Annotated in this window: 18 protein-coding genes and 1 tRNA gene; 6 read left to right on the forward strand and 13 right to left on the reverse strand. The window is 66.2% G+C overall.

What is annotated here, in order from left to right; translation table 11 throughout:
* Window positions 1–40 precede the first annotated feature (40 nt).
* Complete coding sequence (locus tag OXM58_03590; protein MDE0147432.1) at window positions 41–940, forward strand: alpha/beta hydrolase; 900 nt, start codon at window positions 41–43, stop codon at window positions 938–940.
* Window positions 941–1,154: 214 nt separating this feature from the next.
* On the opposite strand, the gene OXM58_03595 is transcribed toward OXM58_03590, so the two are convergent.
* The 4 genes from OXM58_03595 to OXM58_03610 form a co-directional block, all read right to left on the reverse strand.
* Window positions 1,155–2,273 (reverse strand): 5-methyltetrahydropteroyltriglutamate--homocysteine S-methyltransferase, encoded by a 1,119-nt coding sequence (locus OXM58_03595; protein MDE0147433.1) that lies wholly within the window; start codon window positions 2,271–2,273, stop codon window positions 1,155–1,157.
* 83 nt (window positions 2,274–2,356) lie between these two features.
* The gene (pyk, locus tag OXM58_03600) at window positions 2,357–3,778 is read right to left on the reverse strand and encodes a pyruvate kinase (protein MDE0147434.1); all 1,422 of its coding nucleotides are present in this window, start codon (window positions 3,776–3,778) and stop codon (window positions 2,357–2,359) included.
* 63 nt (window positions 3,779–3,841) lie between these two features.
* Window positions 3,842–5,146, reverse strand: coding sequence for a glycerate kinase (locus OXM58_03605; GenBank protein ID MDE0147435.1), 1,305 nt, complete (start codon window positions 5,144–5,146; stop codon window positions 3,842–3,844).
* Window positions 5,147–5,432: 286 nt separating this feature from the next.
* On the reverse strand, window positions 5,433–6,827 hold the full coding sequence (locus OXM58_03610; protein MDE0147436.1) for an aspartate aminotransferase family protein: 1,395 nt from the start codon (window positions 6,825–6,827) through the stop codon (window positions 5,433–5,435).
* A 262-nt stretch (window positions 6,828–7,089) separates the two neighbouring features.
* On the opposite strand from OXM58_03610, the gene OXM58_03615 reads away from it, so the two are divergent.
* Window positions 7,090–7,632 (forward strand): paraquat-inducible protein A, encoded by a 543-nt coding sequence (locus tag OXM58_03615; protein MDE0147437.1) that lies wholly within the window; start codon window positions 7,090–7,092, stop codon window positions 7,630–7,632.
* An 80-nt stretch (window positions 7,633–7,712) separates the two neighbouring features.
* Here OXM58_03615 and OXM58_03620 read toward each other — a convergent pair whose 3' ends face one another.
* The 7 genes from OXM58_03620 to OXM58_03650 form a co-directional block, all read right to left on the reverse strand.
* Complete coding sequence (locus OXM58_03620; protein ID MDE0147438.1) at window positions 7,713–7,913, reverse strand: hypothetical protein; 201 nt, start codon at window positions 7,911–7,913, stop codon at window positions 7,713–7,715.
* Entirely contained in the window at window positions 7,892–8,146 is a 255-nt protein-coding gene (locus OXM58_03625) for a hypothetical protein (protein MDE0147439.1), read from the reverse strand. Before OXM58_03625 ends, OXM58_03620 begins: the two co-directional genes overlap by 22 nt.
* 189 nt (window positions 8,147–8,335) lie before the next feature.
* Window positions 8,336–8,827 (reverse strand): hypothetical protein, encoded by a 492-nt coding sequence (locus OXM58_03630; protein ID MDE0147440.1) that lies wholly within the window; start codon window positions 8,825–8,827, stop codon window positions 8,336–8,338.
* Window positions 8,824–9,978: an ABC transporter substrate-binding protein gene (locus OXM58_03635; protein MDE0147441.1), complete on the reverse strand. Its 1,155-nt coding sequence runs from the start codon at window positions 9,976–9,978 to the stop codon at window positions 8,824–8,826. The genes OXM58_03630 and OXM58_03635 overlap by 4 nt, the downstream gene beginning before the upstream one ends.
* A gap of 34 nt (window positions 9,979–10,012) precedes the next feature.
* Window positions 10,013–11,458 (reverse strand): protease modulator HflK, encoded by a 1,446-nt coding sequence (locus tag OXM58_03640; protein ID MDE0147442.1) that lies wholly within the window; start codon window positions 11,456–11,458, stop codon window positions 10,013–10,015.
* 12 nt (window positions 11,459–11,470) lie between these two features.
* Window positions 11,471–12,391 carry a protease modulator HflC gene (gene hflC, locus OXM58_03645; GenBank protein ID MDE0147443.1) on the reverse strand — a complete coding sequence of 307 codons (921 nt, stop codon included), beginning with the start codon at window positions 12,389–12,391 and terminating at the stop codon, window positions 11,471–11,473.
* A complete protein-coding gene (locus OXM58_03650) occupies window positions 12,388–14,745 on the reverse strand; it encodes an SO_0444 family Cu/Zn efflux transporter (GenBank protein MDE0147444.1) in 2,358 nt (785 codons plus the stop codon). Before OXM58_03650 ends, hflC begins: the two co-directional genes overlap by 4 nt.
* A gap of 788 nt (window positions 14,746–15,533) precedes the next feature.
* On the opposite strand from OXM58_03650, the gene OXM58_03655 reads away from it, so the two are divergent.
* The 3 genes from OXM58_03655 to OXM58_03665 all read left to right on the forward strand — a co-directional run bounded on the left by OXM58_03655 (window position 15,534) and on the right by OXM58_03665 (window position 19,110).
* The gene (locus OXM58_03655) at window positions 15,534–16,472 is read left to right on the forward strand and encodes a zinc ABC transporter substrate-binding protein (GenBank protein ID MDE0147445.1); all 939 of its coding nucleotides are present in this window, start codon (window positions 15,534–15,536) and stop codon (window positions 16,470–16,472) included.
* A gap of 108 nt (window positions 16,473–16,580) precedes the next feature.
* Window positions 16,581–17,720 carry a Na/Pi symporter gene (locus OXM58_03660; protein MDE0147446.1) on the forward strand — a complete coding sequence of 380 codons (1,140 nt, stop codon included), beginning with the start codon at window positions 16,581–16,583 and terminating at the stop codon, window positions 17,718–17,720.
* A 304-nt stretch (window positions 17,721–18,024) separates the two neighbouring features.
* Window positions 18,025–19,110: a Fic family protein gene (locus OXM58_03665; protein ID MDE0147447.1), complete on the forward strand. Its 1,086-nt coding sequence runs from the start codon at window positions 18,025–18,027 to the stop codon at window positions 19,108–19,110.
* Between the two features lie 272 nt (window positions 19,111–19,382).
* Here the strand turns inward: OXM58_03665 and OXM58_03670 are convergent.
* Window positions 19,383–19,458, reverse strand: a tRNA-Thr gene (locus OXM58_03670).
* 103 nt (window positions 19,459–19,561) lie between these two features.
* Entirely contained in the window at window positions 19,562–20,026 is a 465-nt protein-coding gene (locus OXM58_03675) for a nucleoside 2-deoxyribosyltransferase (protein ID MDE0147448.1), read from the reverse strand.
* Window positions 20,027–20,210: 184 nt separating this feature from the next.
* Here OXM58_03675 and ilvD point away from each other — a divergent pair, with 184 nt between their 5' ends.
* Window positions 20,211–21,941 (forward strand): dihydroxy-acid dehydratase, encoded by a 1,731-nt coding sequence (gene ilvD, locus OXM58_03680; protein MDE0147449.1) that lies wholly within the window; start codon window positions 20,211–20,213, stop codon window positions 21,939–21,941.
* The last annotated feature ends 103 nt before the right edge of the window (window positions 21,942–22,044 follow it).

Below are 22,044 nucleotides of genomic sequence, written 5' to 3' on the forward strand. Positions count from 1 at the left end.
CCGGATAGCCTTGCACCGCAACCCTTCAGGAGACGAGCCCGTGAACGCACCCGTCACCCTGCCGGACCACCGGACCGGCACCGTCGAGTCCGGCGACGTCACGATCTTCTACCGGCATTTCGGCGCGCGCCCTCCCGACTCCGGGGCCGGCACGCCGATGATCGTTTTGCACGGCCAGTCTTACTTTTCCTACGACTGGATCGGCATCGCCGACGAACTGGCCCGCGACTCCGACGGCGGCCGCGAGATCGCCGCTATGGACATGCGCGGCTTCGGCAGCTCCGGCTGGAGTCCGGGCCAGGCCTACAAGGTGCAGGATTTCGCCGCCGACGTGCTGGCGGTCGCCGACAGCCTGGGCTGGGACCGCTTCGTCCTCGCCGGGCATTCGATGGGCGGGCGCAACGCCACCTACACCGCCTCGGCCCATCCCGGCCGGGTCGAGAAGCTGATTTTGATTGATTACTCACCAACAAACGCGAAGGCGGGATCGATGCGGGTGATGAACCAGTCGGTCGACATGCCCGAATCGTTTTCGGGGCTGGATCAGGCGCTGCGCTATTTCGGCCTGGATCCGGCGACAGTGGACGCAAGGAAGCGCGCGCGCTTCGCGGCCTATCTCGGCACTTTCGGCGGCAACTACACCGTGTCCCGCGATCCCTATTTCAGAGAGGTTTTCAGAAAAACCCGCGACGAGGGCATCAAGCCCGACCACGGCGCCGACCTGTGGGACTGCCTCGGCCGGGTCGCCTGCCCGATTCTCGCGGTGCGCGGCCGGCAGTCCGACATGTTCGCGCCGGAAACCGCCGAGAAGGTCAGGGCGGCGAACGCCAACGTCACGCTGGTCGAGGTCGAGGGCGGCCACAACGTCCCCGGCGACAACCCGGCCGGCCTGATTGCGGCGCTGCGCCCGTTCCTCACGAGCCGGGCCGCGGCCGCCTGAACCGCGCCCTGACGCCGCCCGCGCGCCGCATTCGCAGCGCGAAGCAATCTCCTGTATACATCACGCCGAATTTCAGGGGCGCCGCCAGATCGTCCGACCGTGGAACCGGCGCCGAATTCCGGCATACATCGCACCTGTGTCATTAAAATACTGTATACTGAATTCCGAAAAGGCGGATGGTCCATTGTGTACATCCCGCCGGACCGGCGCCGCGTCAGGCCCAGGCGTCCCTTGCAACCCGTACGATGGTCTCCAGCTTCGCCCTCTCGTCCTCTTCGCGCACCGGATTGCCGGCAACCGTCGAGGCGAAACCGCATTGCGGGCTCAGCGACAGGCGCTCGCGGTCGATATGGCGCGCCGCCTCGTCGATCCGGCGTTTCAGGTCGTCCGCCCCCTCGAGATCCGGGACTTTCGAGCTGACGATGCCGAGAACGACGCTCTTGTCGTCCGGAACATGGCGCAGGGGCTCGAAACCGCCGGACCGCTCCGTATCGTATTCCAGCATGAAGGTATCGACCTCGACGTATTGGAACACCCGTTCAGAAATCAGGTCGTAACCGCCTTCGGAGAGCCATTTTCCGCGGAAATTGCCCCGGCACATATGCATGCCGGCAACGACGTCGCCCCGCCCGCGCACGGCGGCGTTCATCGCCTCGATATACAGCTCCAGCAGCCGGTTCGGATCGCCGCCCAGGGCGCGCACCCGCTCGCACACCGCCGGGCTGCCGAGCATGATGAGCGGCACCTCGTCAAGCTGGACATAGCGGCAGCCCAAAGCGGCAAGATCGGCAATTTCCTGCCGGAAAATCGCGCACAGATCGTCGAAAAACGCCTCGTCCGTGGCGTAGCCGGAGCCTTCGATCGTTTTCGACAACCGCCAGAAATGCAGGGTGGACGGCGACGGCATGGTGATCTTCGGCTCGGCGGCTTTCGCCGCGGTCTTGAGGAAAGCGAACTCTTCGGTCGAAATCGGCGCCGCCTTGCGCAACGGGCCGACGCAATCGGCCGCGATGAAGTCCTGTTCCGCGCCGGATTCGTCGTGGAAGGTGAACAGGGACGGCGCGACATCGAAGCCGTCGATCGCGTCGACCCAGTGGCCCCAGTAGGATTTGCGCCGGAATTCGCCGTCGGTCACCATTTCGAGGCCCAGGCCCTCCTGCATCGCCACGACATCGCGGATCGCCGCCCGTTTGGCCGCCTCGAAGGCCGCATCGCCGATCTCCCCCGCGCTATGGGCCTTGAAGGCGTCCTTGAGCGCCCGCGGGCGCAGCAGGCTGCCGATATGCTCGGCGCGGAACGGCGGGTTGCGTCTCGCTTTCGTCGGGGCGGTCATCGTTACGGCCTTGTCTCGATTATTATTGAAGGAACGCTCATTCATTTCGGAAGCGACCGGCAATGCGCAAGACGCGCGCCGGGCTAGCCGCCGACCCAGGCGATGCGCAGCATGTTGGTGGCGCCGGGGGTGCCGAAGGGCATGCCGGCGGTAATGACGATCGGCTGGCCGGCCTCGGCAAACCCGTGCGTCTTCGCCATGTCGACGGCGTAATCGACCATTTCCTCGACGCTGTTGGCATCGTGGGAGAAGAAGCAGGACACGCCCCAGGCGAGCACCAGCTTGCGCGCCGTCCGGTCGCTGCCGGTCAGGCACAGGATCGGCGCCGCCGGCCGGGCGCGCGAAGCGCGCAGCGCCGTCGAGCCCGACATGGTGTAGGTGACGATCGCCGCGGCGCCCACGGTATCGGCGACCTGCCGGGCCGCCGCCGTGATCGCGTCCGACGCCGTCGGATCCGGGATCGCGGCGCCGGCGTCGATCACGCTGCGCCAGGTCGGGTCGGCCTCGGTCCGGCGCACGATCCGGCTCATGACATCGACCGAGCGGACGGCATGGCGGCCGACCGCCGTTTCCGCCGAGAGCATCACCGCGTCCGCGCCTTCGTACACGGCGTTGGCGACATCGGAGGCCTCGGCGCGGGTCGGCGTCGGCGCGGCGACCATCGATTCCAGCATCTGGGTGGCGACGATGACCGGCTTGCCGGCCGCCCGGCAGGCCCGCACGATCCGCTTCTGGACGCTCGGCACCTCCTCCGGCGGCAGTTCGACGCCGAGATCGCCGCGCGCCACCATGACGGCGTCCGACAGGTCGACGATCTGGGCCAGGTTATCGAGTGCCGACGGTTTTTCGATCTTGGCCAGCACGCTCGCCCGGTTGCCGGCGAGCGTGCGCAGCTCGGCGACATCGTCCGGCCGCTGCACGAAGGAGAGCGCGATCCAGTCCACCCCCTGGTCGAGCGCGAAGGACAGATCCATGCGGTCCTTCTCCGTCATCGCGGAAAGGGGCAGCACCGCGCCGGGCAGGTTGACGCCCTTGCGGTCGCCGATCGGGCCGCCGGCGCGCACCGTCGCCGCGATATGGCTGTCCGAACAGTCGGCGATCTCGAGCCGCAGCCGCCCGTCGTCGACCAGCATCTGCTGGCCCGGCGCCACGGCGCGGTAGACCTCCAGATGGGGCAGGCAGACCCGGCCGGCGTCGCCGGGCGCCGGGTCGGTGTCGAAGCGGAAGGCCGCGCCCTCGGACAGATCGACCGGGCCGGCGGCAAATTCGCCGATACGGATTTTCGGCCCCTGCAGGTCGGCCATGATGCCGATCGGCCGCTGGACCTCGCGTTCGACGGCGCGGACGGCGCGGATGCGCGCCCGGTGGTCCTCTCGGCCGCCATGGCTGAAATTGATCCGGAACACCGCGACGCCCGCCTCGTACAGGGCGCGCACGGTCTCGGGCGCGCTGCTCGCCGGGCCCAACGTCGCGACGATCTTGGCGTTGGCGCGTAATCTCGGCATCGCGTCCTGCACTCCCGGCCTGCCCTTCCGGCCGGCTTTTCCCATGATTGGGCCGGCGGCCGGTCAGGCGATCAGAATCGCCCGGAAATCGTTGACATTGGTGTGTGTCGGCCCTGTGACGACGAGGTCATCCAGGGCGTCGAAGAAGCTCCAGGCATCGTTGTCGGCCAGAAAGGCGGCTGGACGCAAGCCCCGTCGCCCGGCCCTGTCCAGTGTGTCGGGCCGGACGATGGCGCCGGCATTGTCCTCGCTGCCGTCTGCGCCGTCGGTATCGGCCGCCAGCGCCCACACGCCCGGCATGCCGTCCAGCGCCCCGGCAAGACCGAGCAGGTATTCCGTGTTCGGCCCGCCCTTTCGCGTTTCGGGCCCGCCGCCGGCAAGCGTGACGGTGGTTTCGCCGCCCGAGAGCAGCAGCACCGGCCGGTCGTCCTGCCGCCGGGCGGCCCGCTCCCGCGCCAGCGCGGCATGGTCCCGGCCCAGGTCGCGGGCCTCGCCGGTCAGGTCGTCGCCCAGCATCTCGACGGCGAGTCCCTCGGCCTTCGCCAGCCGGGCGGCGGCGGCGAGCGATTGCGCCGGCGTTGCGATCAGCCGGTAGTGCGCCCCGGCAAGCCGCGGATCGCCCGGCTTCACCGTTTCGTTTGCCGGATCGTCGAGCGCCGCGGTCACCTCCGGGCCGGGCGCGATGTCGTAATGTTCGAGCACCCGGCGGGCGTCGGCCAGCGTGGTCGGGTCGGCGACGGTCGGGCCCGAGCCTATGGTCGCCGGATCGTCGCCCGCCACGTCCGATATGGCGAGCGTCGTCAGGCGCGCCGGCGCGGCCCCGGCGGCGAGCCGGCCGCCCTTGATCGCCGACAAGTGCTTGCGCACCGCGTTGAGCTCGTGGATGTCGGCGCCCGCCGCCAGCAGGGCCCGGGTGACGGCCTGTTTGCCGGCGAGCGTCAGGCCCGGCGCGGGCAGGCTGAGCAGGGCCGAGGCGCCGCCGGACAGCAGGAACAGCACCGCATCCTCCGCCCCGGCGCCGCGCGCCAGCTCCGAAATTTGCGCGGCGGCCTCTGCACCGGCCCGGTCCGGCACCGGGTGGGCCGCTTCGAGGACGCGGATGCGACGGCAGGGAACGGCGTGGCCGTAGCGGGTGACGACCAGGCCTTCGAGGTCGCGCTCCGGCCATGCCCGTTCGACCGTCTGCGCCATGGCGGCGGCGGCCTTCCCCGCACCGAGAACGAGCATCCGGCCCGCCGGCTCGAAGCCCCGACTTCGTTCCAGTTCGGCCAGGACCGGCGGCAGGCAGCGCTCCGGGCGCGCCACCGCGACGGCTTCGTCGAGCAGGCGGCGCAGCAGCGCCGGCGGATCGGAGACCGGCGCGGTCATGGCGTTCGCCGAAATCGAAATCCGCCAATCACGACGGGCCGCCGCCGCAAATCGCCTTTTGTTGAAGGAGGAGATTCTCCTGCGGCGAATACCTGTTCTGCTGCGAAAACGTACCGCCGGACCCGTTGCGCGTCCCTCGATACGGCGCTTGCGCGCCTACTCGGGATGAGGGTGTGTAGTGAATTCACCCCCCTTCACCCTCACCCTGAGTAGCCCCGGCCCCCGGCCGGGGCGTATCGAAGGGCGGCGGTTTCCGCATTGTCCGGTCATTCGCGAAAAATCCGGATTACTCCGGCCCGTTCTCGCGCACCCAGTCTTCGGTATCCTCCAGCGCGGCGCCGAACCGGTCGACGAGATCGTCGATGCCCGCCTCGTCGATCACGAGCGGCGGGCACAGGGCGATCGCGTCTACGATGTTGCGCAGGATCAGCCCGTGTTTTTCGGCATTCTTGCGGAACACGGTGCCGACGACGCCCGGCCTGGCGAAGCCCTTGTGGGCGGCCTTGTCCCGGACCAGTTCGATACCGGCGATCAGGCCGACGCCGCGCACCTCGCCGACCAGGTCGCTGCTCCCGAACTGGCGCAGCCGGGCCTGGAAGCGGTCCTGCACGCTGCGGACATGGGCGCCGATATCGGTCTCGCGGTAAATCTTCTGGGCCTCGATGGCGACCGCCGCGGCGACCGGATGGCCGGAATAGGTGTAGCCGTGGCCGAAGGTGCCGATCCGCGCGCTCGCCTCGACCATGGCGGCCCAGATCCGTTCGTTCACCAGCAGGGCCGAGATCGGCAGGTAGGAGGCCGACAGCGCCTTCGCCATGGAGATCATGTCCGGCTCGATATAGAAGGTCTGGCAGCCCCACGGGTTGCCGGTGCGGTGGAAGCCGCAGATCACCTCGTCGGCGACGAACAGGATGTCGTATTTCTTCAGCACCGCCTGGATTTTCGGGAAATAGCCGCGCGGCGGCACGACCACACCGCCGGCGCCCATGATCGGCTCGGCGAACATGCCGCCGATCGTTTCCGGGCCTTCATTCAAAATCAGTTTTTCCAGGTCTTCCGCGCATCTGGTGGCGAAGGCGTCGTCGTCCTCGCCGTCCCGCGCCTCGAAATAGTGGTGCGGGCAGGTCGTGTGGACGATCCGGTCGATCGGCAGGTCGAAGTCCATATGGTTGGGCGGCAGGCCGGTCAGGCTGGCCGAGGCGATGGTGACGCCGTGATAGGCGCGGCGCCGGGAAACGATCTTCTTCTTCTCCGGCTTGCCCATCGCGTTCCAGTAGTACCAGATCAGCTTCATGGCCGTGTCGTTGGCCTCGGAGCCCGAGTTCGAGAACAGGGCCTTGGACATCGGCACCGGCGCCATTTCCAGCAGGATCTCCGCCAGCTCGACGCCGGGCATGTGCGACTTGTGGGTGAACTGGTGGTAGAAGGGCAGGGTCCGCAGGGCCTCGGCCGCCGCCTCCACGAGTCGGCTGTTGTCGAAGCCGAGCGCGGCGCACCACAGGCCGGCCATCCCCTCGATATACTGCTTGCCGTCATCGTCCCAGACATGGATGCCCCGGCCGCGCCGGATCATCAGCGGGCCTTCTTCCTGGTGCAGCTTCAGGTTGGTGTAGGGGTGGACGACGGCGGCGATGTCGCGGGCCGCCGGCGAGTTGGCGGCGTGGCGGTCGGGTGCGGACATGAAGGTCTCCAGGCTGGAACGGCGGAATCGCGGCAATATAGGCCGGGCCGCGTGACGCGCCAGTGCCCTTCGAGACGGGGCTTCGAGACGCGATCCTTCGGATCGCTCCTCAGCCCCTCCTCAGGATGAAGCTGATGAGGAGACCAATCACAACCCTTCATCCTGAGGAGGCCATTGAGGAGGCGCGTCAGCGCCGTCTCGAAATGGCCGTCTCGAAGGGCACGCCCTTGCAAACCGCGGCCGGGCGCGCCTAATCAGCCTCATGCCCGAGAACGAACCCCTTGGGGCCGTACGGCGCTGGCGCCACCCGAACGCGCTCGCCGGCCGGCCCGGCGCCTTCTGGATCGGGCCGCTCGCCGCGGCCAATCTGGCGCTGCTGGTCGCGGCCTGGTTCCTGCCGATCATGACGCTGACCCGGTTCTGGTTCTGGAGCGACCGGGTCTCGCTCTGGGAAACGGCGGCGGGCCTGCTGGAAGAGGGCGAAATCCTGCTGTTCCTGATCGTCGCGGGCTTCTCGATGGTCTTCCCGTCGGCCAAGCTGCTCGCCGCTGGCTGGGTCTGGGCGCGGGTCGATGCGGCCAGCGGCGGCGGCCACCGGGCCGTGCGCCTCATGGAGGCGTTGGGCCGCTGGTCGATGATCGACGTCTTCGTCGCTGCGCTGATCGTCGTCGCGGTGAAAGTCTCGCTGGTCGCCGATGTCGGCGTGCACAGCGGCATCTACGTCTTCGCCGCCGCTGCGGCCCTGTCGATCGCGCTGATGGCCTGGATCGGCCGGGCGCTCAAGCGCGCCGCGGCGGATGCCTGACGCGCCGGAGAGCCGGGTCCCGGCCGCGGTGCCCGCCGCCGGGCAGCGACTGGCGACGGCGAAGATAAGCAGGATGGGCGTTATTCGGCGGGTTCGCCTTCGCCCTTGCCGCGAGCGCGCCCCGTCAGGCCGAGTCCTTCGAGCAGACCGGCCAGCCGCGCGGTTTCCTTTTCGACGGCGGTCAGCCGCGCGCCCAGCCGCCCGGACGTGGTAAGAATCAGCCCGGCCAGCGCCACGCCGACGGCGCAAATGGCAACGATTATCGCGGTATCGCCTTCCATGCGCCTTGCAATGTTCGACGATGGAAAATGGTGTCAGGCGGTGTCGTAACGGCGTCGACCGAGGCGCGGGCACCCGAGAGTATGCCCTCGACATGGGCAACGCATTCCTTGATCGCGCTCAGCTCCTTCTGCATGTCGTTGAAGCGGTCCTGCCAGCGTGCGTCTACCCGCCACATGAAGCCGAGAATGGCCAGCGCCGTCGCAATCACGGTGAGGATCGTCGGATATTCCATACGGCGCGCTATCCCGGTGCCGGTGCAGTGCCCGAACCAAAACATTTGCAGTACAAAATAGCGCCTTGCGGTTAATCCGTCAACCTGCCTGTCGTCCCCGCGCTGCGGCGGGCCGGAAGCGTCTCGAAACCGAAATTGCCCCGGAGCGGGACGCCCCGCCGCCGCGGCTCAACCTGAGGCGGACAGGCTCTAGAAGAACACCATCAGCAGCACGATGCCGGCCACACCGCCCAGAATGAAGGCGATGGCGCTGACGATGCCGGTCAGCGTCGCCCAGTCGGCGGCGCGCCAGGTCTGTCCTTCGATGTTGAACATGACCTCGGACCGGTCGCCGTCGCCGTCGACAAAGCGCTTCAGCGCGGTCTCGCTGCCATGCGCTTCCTTGATGGAAACGACGGTCACCAGAAACATCGTCAGGGCCGACGTCAGCGTGCCGATGCCGAATATCAACACGGTCGCCAGCGCGAACCAGTGGAACACGCCCTCGACCCCGCCGGTCGTGGCGCCGCTCATGAAGCCGATGATCAGCGCCGTGCCGGCGCCGTTGCCGAACAACAGGAAACGCGTCGACTCGAGCAGATTCCGGAACATGATGTTCCGCCGCATGGAGACGACCTTGTAGCCCTCGCGGAGCCACTCCTCGGCGGTTTCCTCGCGTTCGAATTCGTCGATTTTCTTCACTCGGCCGTCACCTTGTCAGGATTGTCGTTCGAATATTCGATGAGCCGCACATAGTCGGAACCCGCATTGCTGCCGGCGGCGAAGGAAATGACCCAGTCATCGATGCCGACGGGCTTCGTCGCCAGCGCGGACGCCAGGAATTTCTCGCGGGTCGGTTCATCCGGCATCCGTTCCAGGACCGCTATGACGAACCGGCCGACGATATAGCCTTCCAGGCTGTACGGCCCGGCGACGCGGGCGGCAGCCTCCGGGCTGGCCCGCCTGTACCGTGCAAGCGCCGACCGGAACCGCCGTACCAGTGCAATGCTCCCCTTGCGGACGTCTGGCGTTATCCTGGCGACGACCGCCGGTTCGAAGGAGCGGTCCAGCGATCTCCTGAGCAGATCGGTATTCACGATGGACAGCAGCCCCACGGCATAGGTGTCGCCGAGGGTCCGCGCCATGTTGATCGCATCCACGGCGTTCGTCGTGGTTGTCGCGAGCATGACGACGTCCAGGTCGGCCTTCTGCAGCAGAAACACGCTGCTATGAACCGAATGCGAGTGCCAGGAATAGGACGCCTTGGCCAGTATGGGCAGACCCAGGGCCTTCAGCGCTTCGTGGTAACTGTTCAGGACGGACCGGCCGAACGCATCGTCCTGATAGATGACGCCGAACCGGCGGGCGCCCAACTTGTTGAACATGTGGGAAACCAGCCGGCGCGTTTCCTCGCCATAGGAGGTCCGCAGGTTGACCACGTTCGGAAATCGCTTGCGGTCACGCAGGAAATCCGCGCCCGACACGATTCCGACGAACGGCATTTTCGCGCGGCGCAGTATCGGAGCCATGCGCCGCGCCGTCGGAGAGCCGATGCCGCCGACGATCGCGAACACGTTGTTGTCGGAGACAAACTTCATCGCATCGGCAGCGGCCTTTTCCGCCTGATACTCGTGGTCCCGCGACACCAGCTCGAGTCTCCGGCCGTTGACGCCGCCCTGCAGGTTGCGTTCGTGGAAAGCGGCAAGAATGCCGGCGCTGACCTGCAGACCGGCGTGCCCGCACGGGCCGGAGAGACAACTGCTTTGACCGAATGTAATCGAATTGGCCGTCACGCCCGGCGCCTTGGCCCCGGAGCCTCCCGAACCGCCGACTAGGAAAAGCAACACAAGCATGAACACTGAAATCGGCCTAGCGGCTACGGCCATCTCATTTCTCTGACTTCGCAGTTGCGGTTTTCGCCCGCTTTTCTTTTCCCGGCTTTGCCTTCGGCGGTTTCCCCGGCTTGGCACCCGCCGTTTTTGCCGGCTTGGGCCCGGCTTTCCTTGCCCGGGCGGGTGCCTCATCGTCTTCTTCGTCGGTCCGGACGGTCGTTCGGGTCACCAGCGGCTGCTCGTTTTTCTCCGCCGATGCCGCGACGCCGGTCGATGCGACATGGCGATGGCTGAAGATGGAGAGATCGTCGAAGATCAGAGACCGCGGCCGGGCGCTGCTCAGATGGTGGCGTTCGCTGCCCGCTGCGTGAAGGCGGCCGCTGATCAGGAAACGGTCCGCCCCGGTATTCTCGAAACCGTGGCGGCGTTTCTCGCTGGCCGTGGTCAGGGAACGGCGCCCGCCCACCAGCTGGTCTCTTACGGTCGCAGGCCGCCCGGAAGCGCCGGCCGATGCGACCGCAGCCGGCATGCGGCCGACACCCGGCACGAATCCGTCGACCATATTGATGTCGATCGCCGAAGCATCGCCGGGATTTACCGCCGAAAGCGTCGCGTCGCGGAAAATACTGCGCATCCGCTGCCAATAGCGCGTCACCGTCACCGAAGAGGACTGCTTGCGATAGACGGCCAGCAGATCCGAAAACATCTTGGCGCTGCTTCCCGCCTGCATCACACGCTCCTTCGCCCTGGCCCTGGCGTTCGTCACCACGGCCTCGGCCTGGCCCCTGCTGCGGGCCAGAAGCTGTTCCGTTCTCCGTCTCGCGTCGCTGACCGACTGGATGCTCTCGGCGATTGCGTCGCTGACGTCCCGGAATGCCGCGACGGTTTCCTCGATGGGCCGCAAATCGACGATATTGAGCGCCAGCAGTTCGATGCCGATATCGTTGGCCTTCAGATAGGCCGTGGTGCTCTTGAACAGGTGCGCCTGGATGACGTCGCGGTTATTGGTAAAAATCAGGTCGATATAGTTCCTGCCCATAATGTCGATCAGGCGTTCGCGCACGATCAACGTCAGGACGGTTTCCGGATCGACCGTTGCGTAGAGGTATTTTCTCAGGTCTCCGATTTTGAACTGCAGCGCCACATCGGCTTCGAAGAGGTTCGCGTCGCCCGAGAGCATCGAAAAGGAGACACTGCCCTTTTCGCCCTGCGTCGCAACATTGCTTCGGGTTATGCGCATGACCTTGCGGACATGGGCCCGTTCGACGAACGGCAGGGCGTAGTGCAGCCCCGGCGGAACTTTCGGGACCACCACCTTGCCGAAACGGGTGAGGACCGCTTCTTCTTCTTTCTTTACGACGTAGAATCCGCTCGCCAGGAACGCCAGCACCGCGACGGCCGACAGCGACGCGAGGATGATCCTCTTCCGCGCGCCCAGAAAATCGAAAACCGCGTAGATGGCGCGTGTGCTCGGCGCCAGATCTTCGGGAATTTCCGGCATGGCTTCGGCCCGCTATTCCTGCGCCTGGCCCGGCGGCTGGCCCGGCGACGGAACTGTCCTGCCGTCGAGATATTTGAACAGCTCGTTGTCGGCGGGCAGGATCAGGGTTGTGTTCTTGTCGATGATCGAATCGTAGCTGTCGAGCGCCCGGATGAACTTGTAGAAGGCCGGATCCTTGCGGTAGGCCGCGGACAGCGTTTTCAGGGCATCGGCCTCGGCGCGGCCGAGGATGGCGGTCGCTTCGGCATGGGCCGCCGCCATGATCTTCTGATGTTCGTTGATCGCGAACGCCTCGATACCGATGGCCCGTTCCTCGCCTTCGCTGCGGTAGCGCGCGGCGATGCGGGCGCGTTCGGAAATCATCCGCTTGATGACGCTGGGGCGGTTTTCCGCCGGCAGGGTGTATTCGACCAGTCCGGCGCGCAGCACGTCGATGCCGTAATCCGATGCGGCGACGGATTTGATCTGATCGAGAATTTCCCCGGCGATCTTGGCCATGTCCTCATGCGCCAGGCCGAGGCTGACGAATGCGTCCCGCGACTTGTTGCTGACGACGATGCCGACGCTCGACCTGTACAGGTCGCTCAGCCGCTTCACGGCATTGGTTTCGGTCCGGATGGCCTCGACGAAGCGAACGGGATTGGAGACGCGCCACAACAGATAGCCGTCCACCAGGACGTTCTTCTGATCTTCGGTGATGAACTCCTGCTTGAGGCCCGTCAACGGGCGCACGCGCCGGTCGATCTTGTAGACCATCGAAATCGGCGTCGGCAGCTTGAAGTGGAGGCCCGGACCTTTGACCGGCGGAACGATCCTGCCGAAATTGGTCAGGACGCCCTGCTCCGATTCGTCGATCACATAGTGTATGTCCCAGGCGATGACGCCCGCGAACAGGACCGCGGCAGCGGCGGCGATGGTCTTGCGCCTGCTCATGGCCGGCCTCCGGTAGTCTGGGTCTTGTGTCCGGCCTTGCCTGCGTGCCCCGGACGCTTCAGGCGCCGGTGCCCCGCGCCGGCTGCGCCGTTCGAGGATTTCCACACGGCGACCTTTTTCAGCGTTTCTTCGCTGGGCACGATGATCTTGCTCCGGCCGGCGAGCGACGTCTCCAGCTTTTCGCGCCACAACATGTAGTGGAGCACGTCGGGCGCTGTCCGGACGGCGCCGGCAACGTCGCGGATCGCCTTGCTCTCCGCCGCCGATGTCACCGATCTCCGCGCGGCTTCGCCCTTCGCCTGCTGGACTTCGTAGACGGCGTTGCCGTGGGCCCGGGGAATCAGCGAGACGGTCAGGCGCTGGGCGTTGACGATGATGCGCTCTCGGTCGTCCTGGGAACTCGAGACCTCGCGGAACGCACTCATCGAATCGTTGACCGGGTTGACCGACAGCAGACTGACCTTCACCAGTTCGATGGCGTCGAGCATGGCGCTGTCCCCGCCGGCCATCAGGTTCTTGAACACCCGCTCGATATGGGATTGCAATTGCGCCCGCTCGACGTTGAGCAGCGTGTCGAGCGTCCGCCCGGCCACGAACTTGCGCAATTCCTTGCGAACATTGTCGCCGATCACCTGCTCCGGATTCGCGACCCGATAGTAGTAGGTGTAGGGGTCCTTGACCCGATACTGCACGTTCAGCGACATCGACATGAGGTTGACGTCGCCGGTGAGATATTCGTTCGCCGTGCCGCTGGTGACGGACTTCACCACCCGCACCGGCCAGCGGTCCGCCTGCGCAAAGGGCCAGGGCGCGAGATAGTGGAGGCCGGGCGGCAGGTCGCGCCACACGACCGCGCCGAACAGCCGCCCGTAGCCGACCTCGCCGTGCCGCACGACCATGAGGCCGCTCGCCAGGAAGGCGACGGCCAGCGCGGCCAGGATGCCGGCGCCGGCCGGCGTGCGCGGGCGGAACAGGCCCCTGACGGGCTCGTTGCCCGTGAGCCGGGCCCACCAGCCCGCCAGCGGCGTCGTGACCGGGCGCAGGTTGGAAAACAGGTCCTGATAGCCGGTCTTGAACGCGCCGGCCCGGAAGCGCCAGAGCATGAGGGCGAAGAGGCCGAGCGCGCCGGCCCATTGCAGGGTCAGGAGCGCCGGCGAATCGGACGCGTCGAGATTCACCGCAAGCGACAGGCCGAAGGCGATCATCAGGAGGTCGACGGCGATACCCAACGCCAGCGTTACGGCGATCACGGAACCGACATAGACCGAGGCGAAACGCGCGCCGAACTGGCTCGCGACGATGGCGATGGTGCCGGTATTGGTCGCCGGGCCGGTCATCAGGAAGATGAGCGCAGCGCCCGGGCTGAATCCCTTGGCCACCAGGGCTGCGGCGATCGGGGTGCTGGCCGAGGCGCAGATGTACAGCGGGATCCCGACGAGGACCATGACCGGATAGGAGAGCCAGCGGGCGTATTCGTAGGCCATGAGGTCGCTGGGAATGGCGAGGTAGATGACGCCGCCCAGCAGCACGCCGACGAGCAGGGCGAAGAGAATGTCGTCCGCGACCTCGATGAAGCCGTAGCGCAGAATGTGTCTGCAGACGGTGCTGAAGGAGAGGCCGCTGAGATCGCGCCCGCCGACCGTCGGCGGCTCGGTGCGCACTTCGGGAAGCGACAGGAACTCCCGGTAGAATTCGGGCTTGATCCAGGTCATGGACCGGGCGCGCCCGACGCCCTGGTTCAACCGCGCCAGCCAGGTCACGAAGAAGGCCTTGAAGGCGGCCGGGCTGATGTAGCAGTCGTCGTCGCCCGGGATCAGCGTCTTGTGGCTGTGATCGTGCCCGTCATGGTCGTGGGAATGATCGTGGTCGTGGCCGAGGTGGTCGTGATCGTGATGGTCGTGATCGTGGCTGTCGCCGGCCGCCGGCTCGTCGGCGTCGGCGCCGCGGATCATCCCGATGCAGAAGATGCCCGCTACGACGCCGGTAATGAAGCTGATGAACGGCCGGACCACCGCAGCCACGGGGCCGAAGAACGCGTTGGTGACGAGGATCGAATCCGCGCCCGTCTCCGGCGCGGTGATCAGGAACGACATGCAGGACGAACGCGAGGCCCCCTTGCGCCGCATTTCGGCGACGACCGGGACCACGGAACAGCTGCAGAGCGGCATCGGCACGCCGATGGCGGCGCTGGACGCGACGGATTTCAGGCTGTCATGGCGCAGCCATTTCAGGACCGCGTCCCGCGAAATGAAGACGTGAATCAGCCCTGCCAGGAACAGGCCGAGCAGAAGCATCGGCCCGAGCAGCAGAAAAGAAGACCAGAGAAAATCAAGAAAAAGGATTAAGTTTTCCACCACGCTTTCCTGCGCAGTTTGCGCCCGAAAAAATGCACTATGTCGCGACAACGGGAGCGATGTCAACAATTGCCGCGCGAGGACAATTTCCGTTCTCGAAAACCGAAAAAAATTCCATTAGTTGCAGACAATAGATCGCCGGGTTGCAGAAAGTTTTTGCACTTCAGAACAGAAATTGCGTTATAATATAAAATATTAATTCTGAAAATAGGATAGTGAAGGACATTTGCGGCAGTCGGCGCGCTTGTCCGAACCGGCAGGCCGGGAGGCCCGTTCGACCGTTTCCCGCGGCCAATCTTCCGACCGCACCGCGGCTATCCGCAATCCGCCGGCGAAGGCTGCTTCCGCGCACTGCGTTCGGCATTTCTGCGCCGCCCGGCGTTTCCCGGTTGCCGACACCGATACGGCATCCTGCATTCCGCCCGGCCGCGTCCGCATGAGACCCGGCGAAGCCGCAGAGTTCCGATCTGCGTGTTTCGATCTGCATGATGCGCGCGGAAGATTCAGGGCTGCATGCAGACAAAAGTTATGTTATCTTGTAATGAAACAATTTTCGTGTTCGGCATTTTTCATTATCGGGAAACAATGATATTGGCTTGCACAGGGAGCCACCCCTCGAATCCGGAATATTCCGGTGTACGGGCGCCGACTAGGTCCGCCTTACGGCGGGAATGGTGGAGCATTCGGCCCCGGTCCTGCCGGTCGGAGTGACTTGCGAACCGGCAGAAGTTCTGATCGAAACCGGCCGGGACCGATGCGAGTCGTCCGGCCGAACGGCACGGGCAGCCATGAAATATCTACTCCTTCTCGCCGCCTTTTTTTCTCTGGCGACCCTGCATGCGCCGCAGGCGCGCGCCGTCGAAGTCGTCGTCAGCATCAAGCCGGTCCATTCCCTCGTCGCCGCTGTGATGGGCAAGACCGGCAAGCCGCGCCTGCTGCTGGGCGGCGACGTGTCCCCGCACACATACCCGTTGCGCCCGTCCGAGGCCCGGGCGCTGACCGGGGCCGGTCTCGTCGTCTGGATCGGCAGGAATTTCGAGAAATTCCTCGATCGCCCGATCGCCGGTCTCGGCTCCGGCGCGAGAGTCCAGACCTTGCGCGACGCGGCGGGGATGCGGTTGCTGCCGGCCCGCGGCGGCGGCATATGGGAGGCCGGCCGGAGCCGGGTTCATGTCGACGAGACCGAGGAACCCGGCCACGATCACAGCGGGTTCGACATGCATATCTGGCTCGATCCCGCCAACGCCCGCCGCATCGTCGAGGTCGTCGCCGAATCGCTCGTCCGCATCGATCCCGGCCGCACCGACACCTATCGAAAGAATGCCGCGGCCACGCGAAAGCGGATCGCCGCGCTCGAGGAATCGTTGCGAGCGCGGCTGGAGCCGGTCCGGCGGCGTGCGTTCATCGTATTCCACGATGCCTTCCAGTATTTCGAGTTCGCGTTCGGCCTCAACAGCAAGGGCGCCATCGCCGTCGATCCGGCACAACCGCCCGGCGCCAGACGGCTGGCGGAGCTGCGCGCCGCCCTTGCCGATTACAATATCGGTTGCGTGTTTTCCGAACCGCAGTTCGAGCCGGACCTCGTTCGGACCGTCATCGAGGGGACGCGAATCAGGACAGGAACGCTCGATCCGCTGGGCTTCGGCGTCGAGCCGGGCCCGGACGCCTGGTTCGCGATCATGCGCCGCCTGGGCGACGCCATCGCGGAATGTCTCGGCAGGCCCTGATTTCTCCGGTGCCGTCCTTCGTTCCGCAGGCCGGGCGGCGTCTACTGATTTTTCCGCGGCGCTCCTCTAGATTGGGGAGGCCCGATCCCGAACGGAGAGAAATCCCGGATGGCTCCCGAGACCCGGAGATCCGGCTGGTACCGGATCCTTTCCTGGCTCGTCCTTGCGGCGGCACTCTACGCTTTGCTCGTGGCAGTCGGCGTCGTCGGCAAGGGCTTCCGCCTGGCGTTCGGCGGTGCGGAGGGGGTTGGGGCGCTGTTCGAATTCGCGACGAACCCGTTCATCGGGCTGGTTCTCGGCATCCTTGCAACCGCCCTGATCCAGTCGTCCAGCACCGTCACGTCGATCATCGTCGGCCTCGTGGCGGGCGGCATGCCGATCGCCATGGCGATCCCCATGGTGATGGGCGCCAATGTCGGAACGACGGTGACCAACACGCTTGTCAGCTTCGGCCATATCAAGCGGCCGGCGGAGTTCAGAAAGGCGTTTGCCGCCGCCACCATTCACGACTTCTTCAATCTGCTCAGCATCGCGATTTTCCTGCCGCTGGAGCTCGCCTTCGGCCTGCTCGAAAAACTGAGCGGCGCGGTGAGCCATGTCGTCGAAAGCATCGGGACGGTCGACGCCGGCGGGAAGGGCGTCTTCAAGACCGTCATCGGCGCCGGGACGGAATTCATCGAGTCGCTGACGGCGCCGCTGCCCGACGTCTGGGCCGGTTCGGTCCTGATCGTCGGCGGAATCGCGCTGATCCTGCTGTCGATCCTGTATCTCGGCAATGCCCTGAAGACCGTATTCGTGGGCAGAGCCAGGAGAATCCTGCAGGCGGCGGTCGCCAGGGGGCCGGTGACCGGGATCTGCTCCGGCACCCTGGTCACGGTGCTCGTGCAATCGTCGTCGACCACCACGAGCATCATCGTGCCGCTGGCGGGAAGCGGCGTGATCGGGCTGCGCCACGCCTACCCGTTCACGCTTGGCGCCAACATCGGCACGACCGTGACCGCGCTGCTCGCCGCGACGGCGATCGTCGGCCCGACCCATGCCGTCGCGCACCAGATCGCAATTGCGCATTTTCTCTACAATCTGATGGGCGTCGCCGTGATCTACAGCATCCCCTGGCTGCGCGAGATCCCGATTGCGGGCGCGGAGTGGATCGCACGGCTCGGCAGCGAACGGAAATGGGCGGCCATGGCGTACATCCTCTCGGTATTTTTCGGCATTCCGGGCGCCCTCGTGTATGTGACGGCATAGGATTGCCGGCAGAGGGCCGCGCGTCCGGACGCGGATGAAGGGCCCCGATCGTGCGCATCGCGCTCACCGGCGGCGCCAAATGGGCCGAGATGAACGCCATGCTGCACGGCGACCTCCGGACGAACCTCGAATTGACCGGGACTGGGCGCGAGACATCGGATTGACAGCGGTCGACATTACCAGCCGCTCTGCTTGCCACGGCCCAACGTGTCGATATATTCTCTCTATATCGACACGTTGGAGCGAAGTGTCGATGCGATCGACATGTCCGGATCATGTGTCGACGGGAGCAGGATATATCGACATGGCGTTCGATCCCGATCGACCCTTCAACGACCTTCCAGACCTACCACCGGCCTCCGAAACCGAGACAAAGGCCATTCTTCGGAGTTGCATTACCGCGCGCGCGGCACTGGCGGAGCTCCGCGTCTCCGGGACTCTCATCCCGAACCAGGCGATGCTGATCAACTCGATCCCCCTGCTCGAAGCGCAGGCGAGTTCCGAGATCGAGAACATCGTCACGACGGCAGACCGGCTGTTCCGCTATGCCAACGACGCGGCGGGTCGAGCCGACCCTGCCACCAGGGAAGCTCTGCGCTACCGCACCGCCTTGCACAGCGGTTTCGAGATGCTGAACCAACGGCCGGTTTCGACCGCTATCGCGGTCGAAGTCTGTCGAACGATCAAGGGCGTCGAGCTGGACATTCGCAACACGCCGGGAACGGCGTTGGTGAACGATGCGACCGACGAGGTCATCTACACGCCGCCGGAGGGAGAGGATGTTCTCCGGAGCAAGCTGGCCAACTGGGAGCGCTACATTCACGAGACCGAGGAGATCGATCCGCTGATCCGGCTTGCGGTCATGCACTACCAGTTCGAGGCGATCCACCCGTTCGTCGACGGAAACGGCCGGACCGGACGCGTGCTGAACCTGCTCTATCTCGTTGACAAGGGCCTGCTCGACATTCCGGTCCTCTATCTCAGCCGGCACATCATCCGGAACAAGGCGCTCTACTACCGGCACCTGCTCGAGGTGACGACCCGGCAGGACTGGGAAGCATGGATACTGTTCATACTGGAGGCTGTCAGAACGACGGCGGAATGGACCACGGCGAAAATCCGCGCGATCCGTGAGCTTCTCGACGAGACGGGCGCCGCAATTCGACGGAGGATGCCGAGAATCTACTCCCGGGAGCTGACGGAACTGATCTTCGTGCATCCCTACTGCCGGATCGGCGACGTGGTCAAAGCGGATATCGCCAAGCGCCAGACGGCCGCCGTTTACCTGAAGGCCCTCGCAGCCGAAGGCATCCTCCAGCAAATCAAGGCGGGGCGCGAGAACCTCTACATCAACCCGCCGCTTCTGGCGCTTCTGGCCGAGGACGCGTGACCATGCGCAACGCGGCAGCACCCTGACCGTGCCCGCATACTGTCGAACGGCGCTCGGGCAGGATGCCAATCGGGACCGTAACGCTTTGGTTTTCCGGATCGAACGGGATCAGGAACGGAAGGCGGAACAACATGCGCGACACGCATCTTCCGCCGCACCCTGCATTCCGATGATCCGGCAGCAATGATTATGTATCTTCAGGTTTGCGTGACCGCAGGGCGGCCGTTCGGGTCTATCCGGCCGCCGTATCTCTTCTAACCCATTGATTTATTTGGTGCCGCAAGAGGGACTCGAACCCCCGACCTCCTGATTACAAATCAGATGCTCTACCGGCTGAGCTATTGCGGCGCCGCGCTCCCCCGCCCTCGGCAAATTCGGGTTGGGGGCGGTTCCGGGCCGCCGGCGATATCGGGCGGGCGCCCCGAAACATCAAGAGATGATCGAGAGACTATCAGGCGGCCAGCCAGCGGGCGAGCGCCTTGTCCGGGTCGGCGAGGCCGTCGACCGAATCGTACCAGTGGTCTTCCCAGCCCTGCTCCGGCAGGCCGGCGAACACCATCAGGTTGAGCGGATAGGCCTCGCTGTCGGTGCAGCGGCGGAAATCGTCGCGGAACAGGAAGACCGGCTTCTCCCAGGCGATCGCCATGCCGAGCTCGACCATCACACCCTCGTCGGGCGGGCAGCCGTTGACCACGGCGAAAATCCCGTCGCTGTCGCGCACGTCGCGCAGGTCGGCCTGGCCGATGCGCCAGGCCCAGCCGGGCGCCGCCTTGTCGACCTGGTTGTTGCGCGCGAACGGCTCCCAGACCTCGGCGCCGATGGCTTCGAGCGCGGCGGCGAGCTCCGCCAGCGGGCCGGCGCGCTGCTGGCCGGAAAAGCCGTAGGGATTGGCGAGATACAGGGTTTTCCGGGCCATGACGCCGCGTCCTGGAAATTTCGCAATCGGCCGAACCGCCCGGACGATAGGTCATGCCCGTCCGCCGGTCCATGGCATCCCGCCCCTGCGCCACCCGTGCCGCTTGTCCGCTCCGGGCGCGCGCCGGTAATGTCGCCGCCTGACAGGCCATCATCGAAACATCATTGATTTTGGGGAGTCCGCCATGACCGGCAACGGCGCCTTCGACAAGTCCAAGATGCCCTCCCGCCACACCACGGTCGGGCCGGAGCGCGCGCCCCACCGGGCGTTCCTCTACGCCATGGGCGTGACCGAGGAGGAGGTCGCGCAACCGCTGGTCGGTGTGGCGGCGGCGTGGAACGAAGCCGCGCCCTGCAACATCTCCCTGCACCGCCAGGCCCAGGCCGTGAAGCACGGCGTCGCCGCGGCCCGGGGCACGCCGCGCGAATTCGCCACCATCACCGTGACCGACGGCATCGCCATGGGCCACGAGGGCATGAAGGCCTCGCTGGTCAGCCGCGAGATCATCGCCGATTCGGTCGAGCTGACCATGCGCGGCCACGGCTATGACGCGCTGGTGACGCTCGCCGGCTGCGACAAGAGCCTGCCGGGCATGATGATGGCGATGTGCCGGCTCAACGTGCCGGCCGTGTTCATCTACGGCGGCTCGATCCTGCCCGGCCGCTACCGCGGCAAGGACGTCACCATCGTCGACGTCTTCGAAGGCGTCGGCCAGCACGCTGCCGGCCATTGCGAAGACGAGGATCTGCGCGAACTGGAGCTGGTCGCCTGCCCGTCGGCCGGCTCGTGCGGCGGCCAGTTCACCGCCAACACGATGGCCTGCGTGTCCGAGGCAATCGGCCTGGCGCTGCCCGGCTCGGCCGGCGCGCCGGCGGCCTTCGAATCCCGCGACCAGCTGTGCGAAAAGTCCGGCGAGGCGGTGATGGAGCTGCTGCGGCTCAACCTGCGGCCGCGGGATATCGTGACCCGCGCGGCGCTGGAGAATGCCGCGGCGGTGGTCGCGGCGACCGGCGGCTCGACCAACGCCGGCCTGCATCTGCCGGCGATCGCCAACGAGTGCGGCATCGACTTCGACCTCTACGACGTCGCCGAGATTTTCCGCAAGACGCCCTACATCGCCGACCTCAAGCCGGGCGGAAAATACGTCGCCAAGGACATGTACGAGGTCGGCGGCGTGCAGGTGGTCATCCGGGAACTGCTGGATGCCGGCCTTCTGCACGGCGATTGCCTGACCGTCACGGGCCGGACGCTGGCGGAGAACTGCGCCGGCGTGACATTCCCCGAGGGGCAGGACGTCGTCTACCGGGTGAAGGAGGCGCTGGCGCCGACCGGCGGCGTCGTCGGCCTCAAGGGCAACCTGGCGCCGGAGGGCGCGATCGTGAAGGTCGCCGGCATCGCGCCGGAAGGCCAGACCTTCACCGGCCCGGCCCGGGTCTTCGAGTGCGAGGAGGACTGTTTCGACTATGTCACCAAGGGCGGCGTGCAGGAGGGCGATTGCCTGGTCATCCGCTACGAGGGGCCGAAGGGCGGGCCCGGCATGCGCGAGATGCTGGCGACCACGGCGGCGCTCTACGGCCTCGGCATCGAGAATGTCGCGCTGATCACCGACGGCCGCTTCTCCGGCGGCACCCGCGGCCTGTGCGTCGGCCATATCGGGCCGGAGGCCGCGGTCGGCGGCCCCATCGGCCTGTTGCGGGACGGCGACATCGTCACCATCGACGCGCCGGGCGGCACGATCTCGGTCGATTTGAGCGATGCGGAGCTTGCGGCGCGCCGCGAGGCCTGGCAGCCGCGGGAAAACATCTACGGGTCCGGTGCGATCTGGCGCTATGCCCAGACCGTCGGCCCGGCGCGCCACGGCGCCGTCTGTCACCCCGGCGCCCGCGCCGAAGGGCATGTGTACGCGGATTTGTAGGCTGGCGCTTTCGCGTACCTCGCTGGGATTGTAGGGGAGGGTTTGAAACCCTCCCCTACGCCCGGCAAGGACCGTGAACCGGGGTCCGGGCGGCCCGCGACGA

The organism is Rhodospirillaceae bacterium, assembly GCA_028819475.1.
Classification (GTDB): Bacteria; Pseudomonadota; Alphaproteobacteria; order Bin65; family Bin65; genus Bin65.

Excerpts from the sequence above, each read along its gene's own strand:
- OXM58_03655 (MDE0147445.1), top strand. The coding sequence starts at position 15,534 with ATGAAATATCTACTCCTTCTCGCCGCCTTTTTTTCTCTGGCGACCCTG.
- OXM58_03605 (MDE0147435.1), bottom strand. The coding sequence starts at position 5,146 with ATGACCGCGCCGGTCTCCGATCCGCCGGCGCTGCTGCGCCGCCTGCTC.
- OXM58_03615 (MDE0147437.1), top strand. The coding sequence starts at position 7,090 with ATGCCCGAGAACGAACCCCTTGGGGCCGTACGGCGCTGGCGCCACCCG.
- OXM58_03625 (MDE0147439.1), bottom strand. The coding sequence starts at position 8,146 with ATGGAATATCCGACGATCCTCACCGTGATTGCGACGGCGCTGGCCATT.
- OXM58_03640 (MDE0147442.1), bottom strand. The coding sequence starts at position 11,458 with ATGCCGGAAATTCCCGAAGATCTGGCGCCGAGCACACGCGCCATCTAC.
- OXM58_03675 (MDE0147448.1), bottom strand. The coding sequence starts at position 20,026 with ATGGCCCGGAAAACCCTGTATCTCGCCAATCCCTACGGCTTTTCCGGC.
- OXM58_03610 (MDE0147436.1), bottom strand. The coding sequence starts at position 6,827 with ATGTCCGCACCCGACCGCCACGCCGCCAACTCGCCGGCGGCCCGCGAC.
- OXM58_03635 (MDE0147441.1), bottom strand. The coding sequence starts at position 9,978 with ATGCTTGTGTTGCTTTTCCTAGTCGGCGGTTCGGGAGGCTCCGGGGCC.
- OXM58_03665 (MDE0147447.1), top strand. The coding sequence starts at position 18,025 with ATGGCGTTCGATCCCGATCGACCCTTCAACGACCTTCCAGACCTACCA.
- OXM58_03595 (MDE0147433.1), bottom strand. The coding sequence starts at position 2,273 with ATGACCGCCCCGACGAAAGCGAGACGCAACCCGCCGTTCCGCGCCGAG.
- hflC (MDE0147443.1), bottom strand. The coding sequence starts at position 12,391 with ATGAGCAGGCGCAAGACCATCGCCGCCGCTGCCGCGGTCCTGTTCGCG.
- ilvD (MDE0147449.1), top strand. The coding sequence starts at position 20,211 with ATGACCGGCAACGGCGCCTTCGACAAGTCCAAGATGCCCTCCCGCCAC.
- pyk (MDE0147434.1), bottom strand. The coding sequence starts at position 3,778 with ATGCCGAGATTACGCGCCAACGCCAAGATCGTCGCGACGTTGGGCCCG.
- OXM58_03620 (MDE0147438.1), bottom strand. The coding sequence starts at position 7,913 with ATGGAAGGCGATACCGCGATAATCGTTGCCATTTGCGCCGTCGGCGTG.
- OXM58_03660 (MDE0147446.1), top strand. The coding sequence starts at position 16,581 with ATGGCTCCCGAGACCCGGAGATCCGGCTGGTACCGGATCCTTTCCTGG.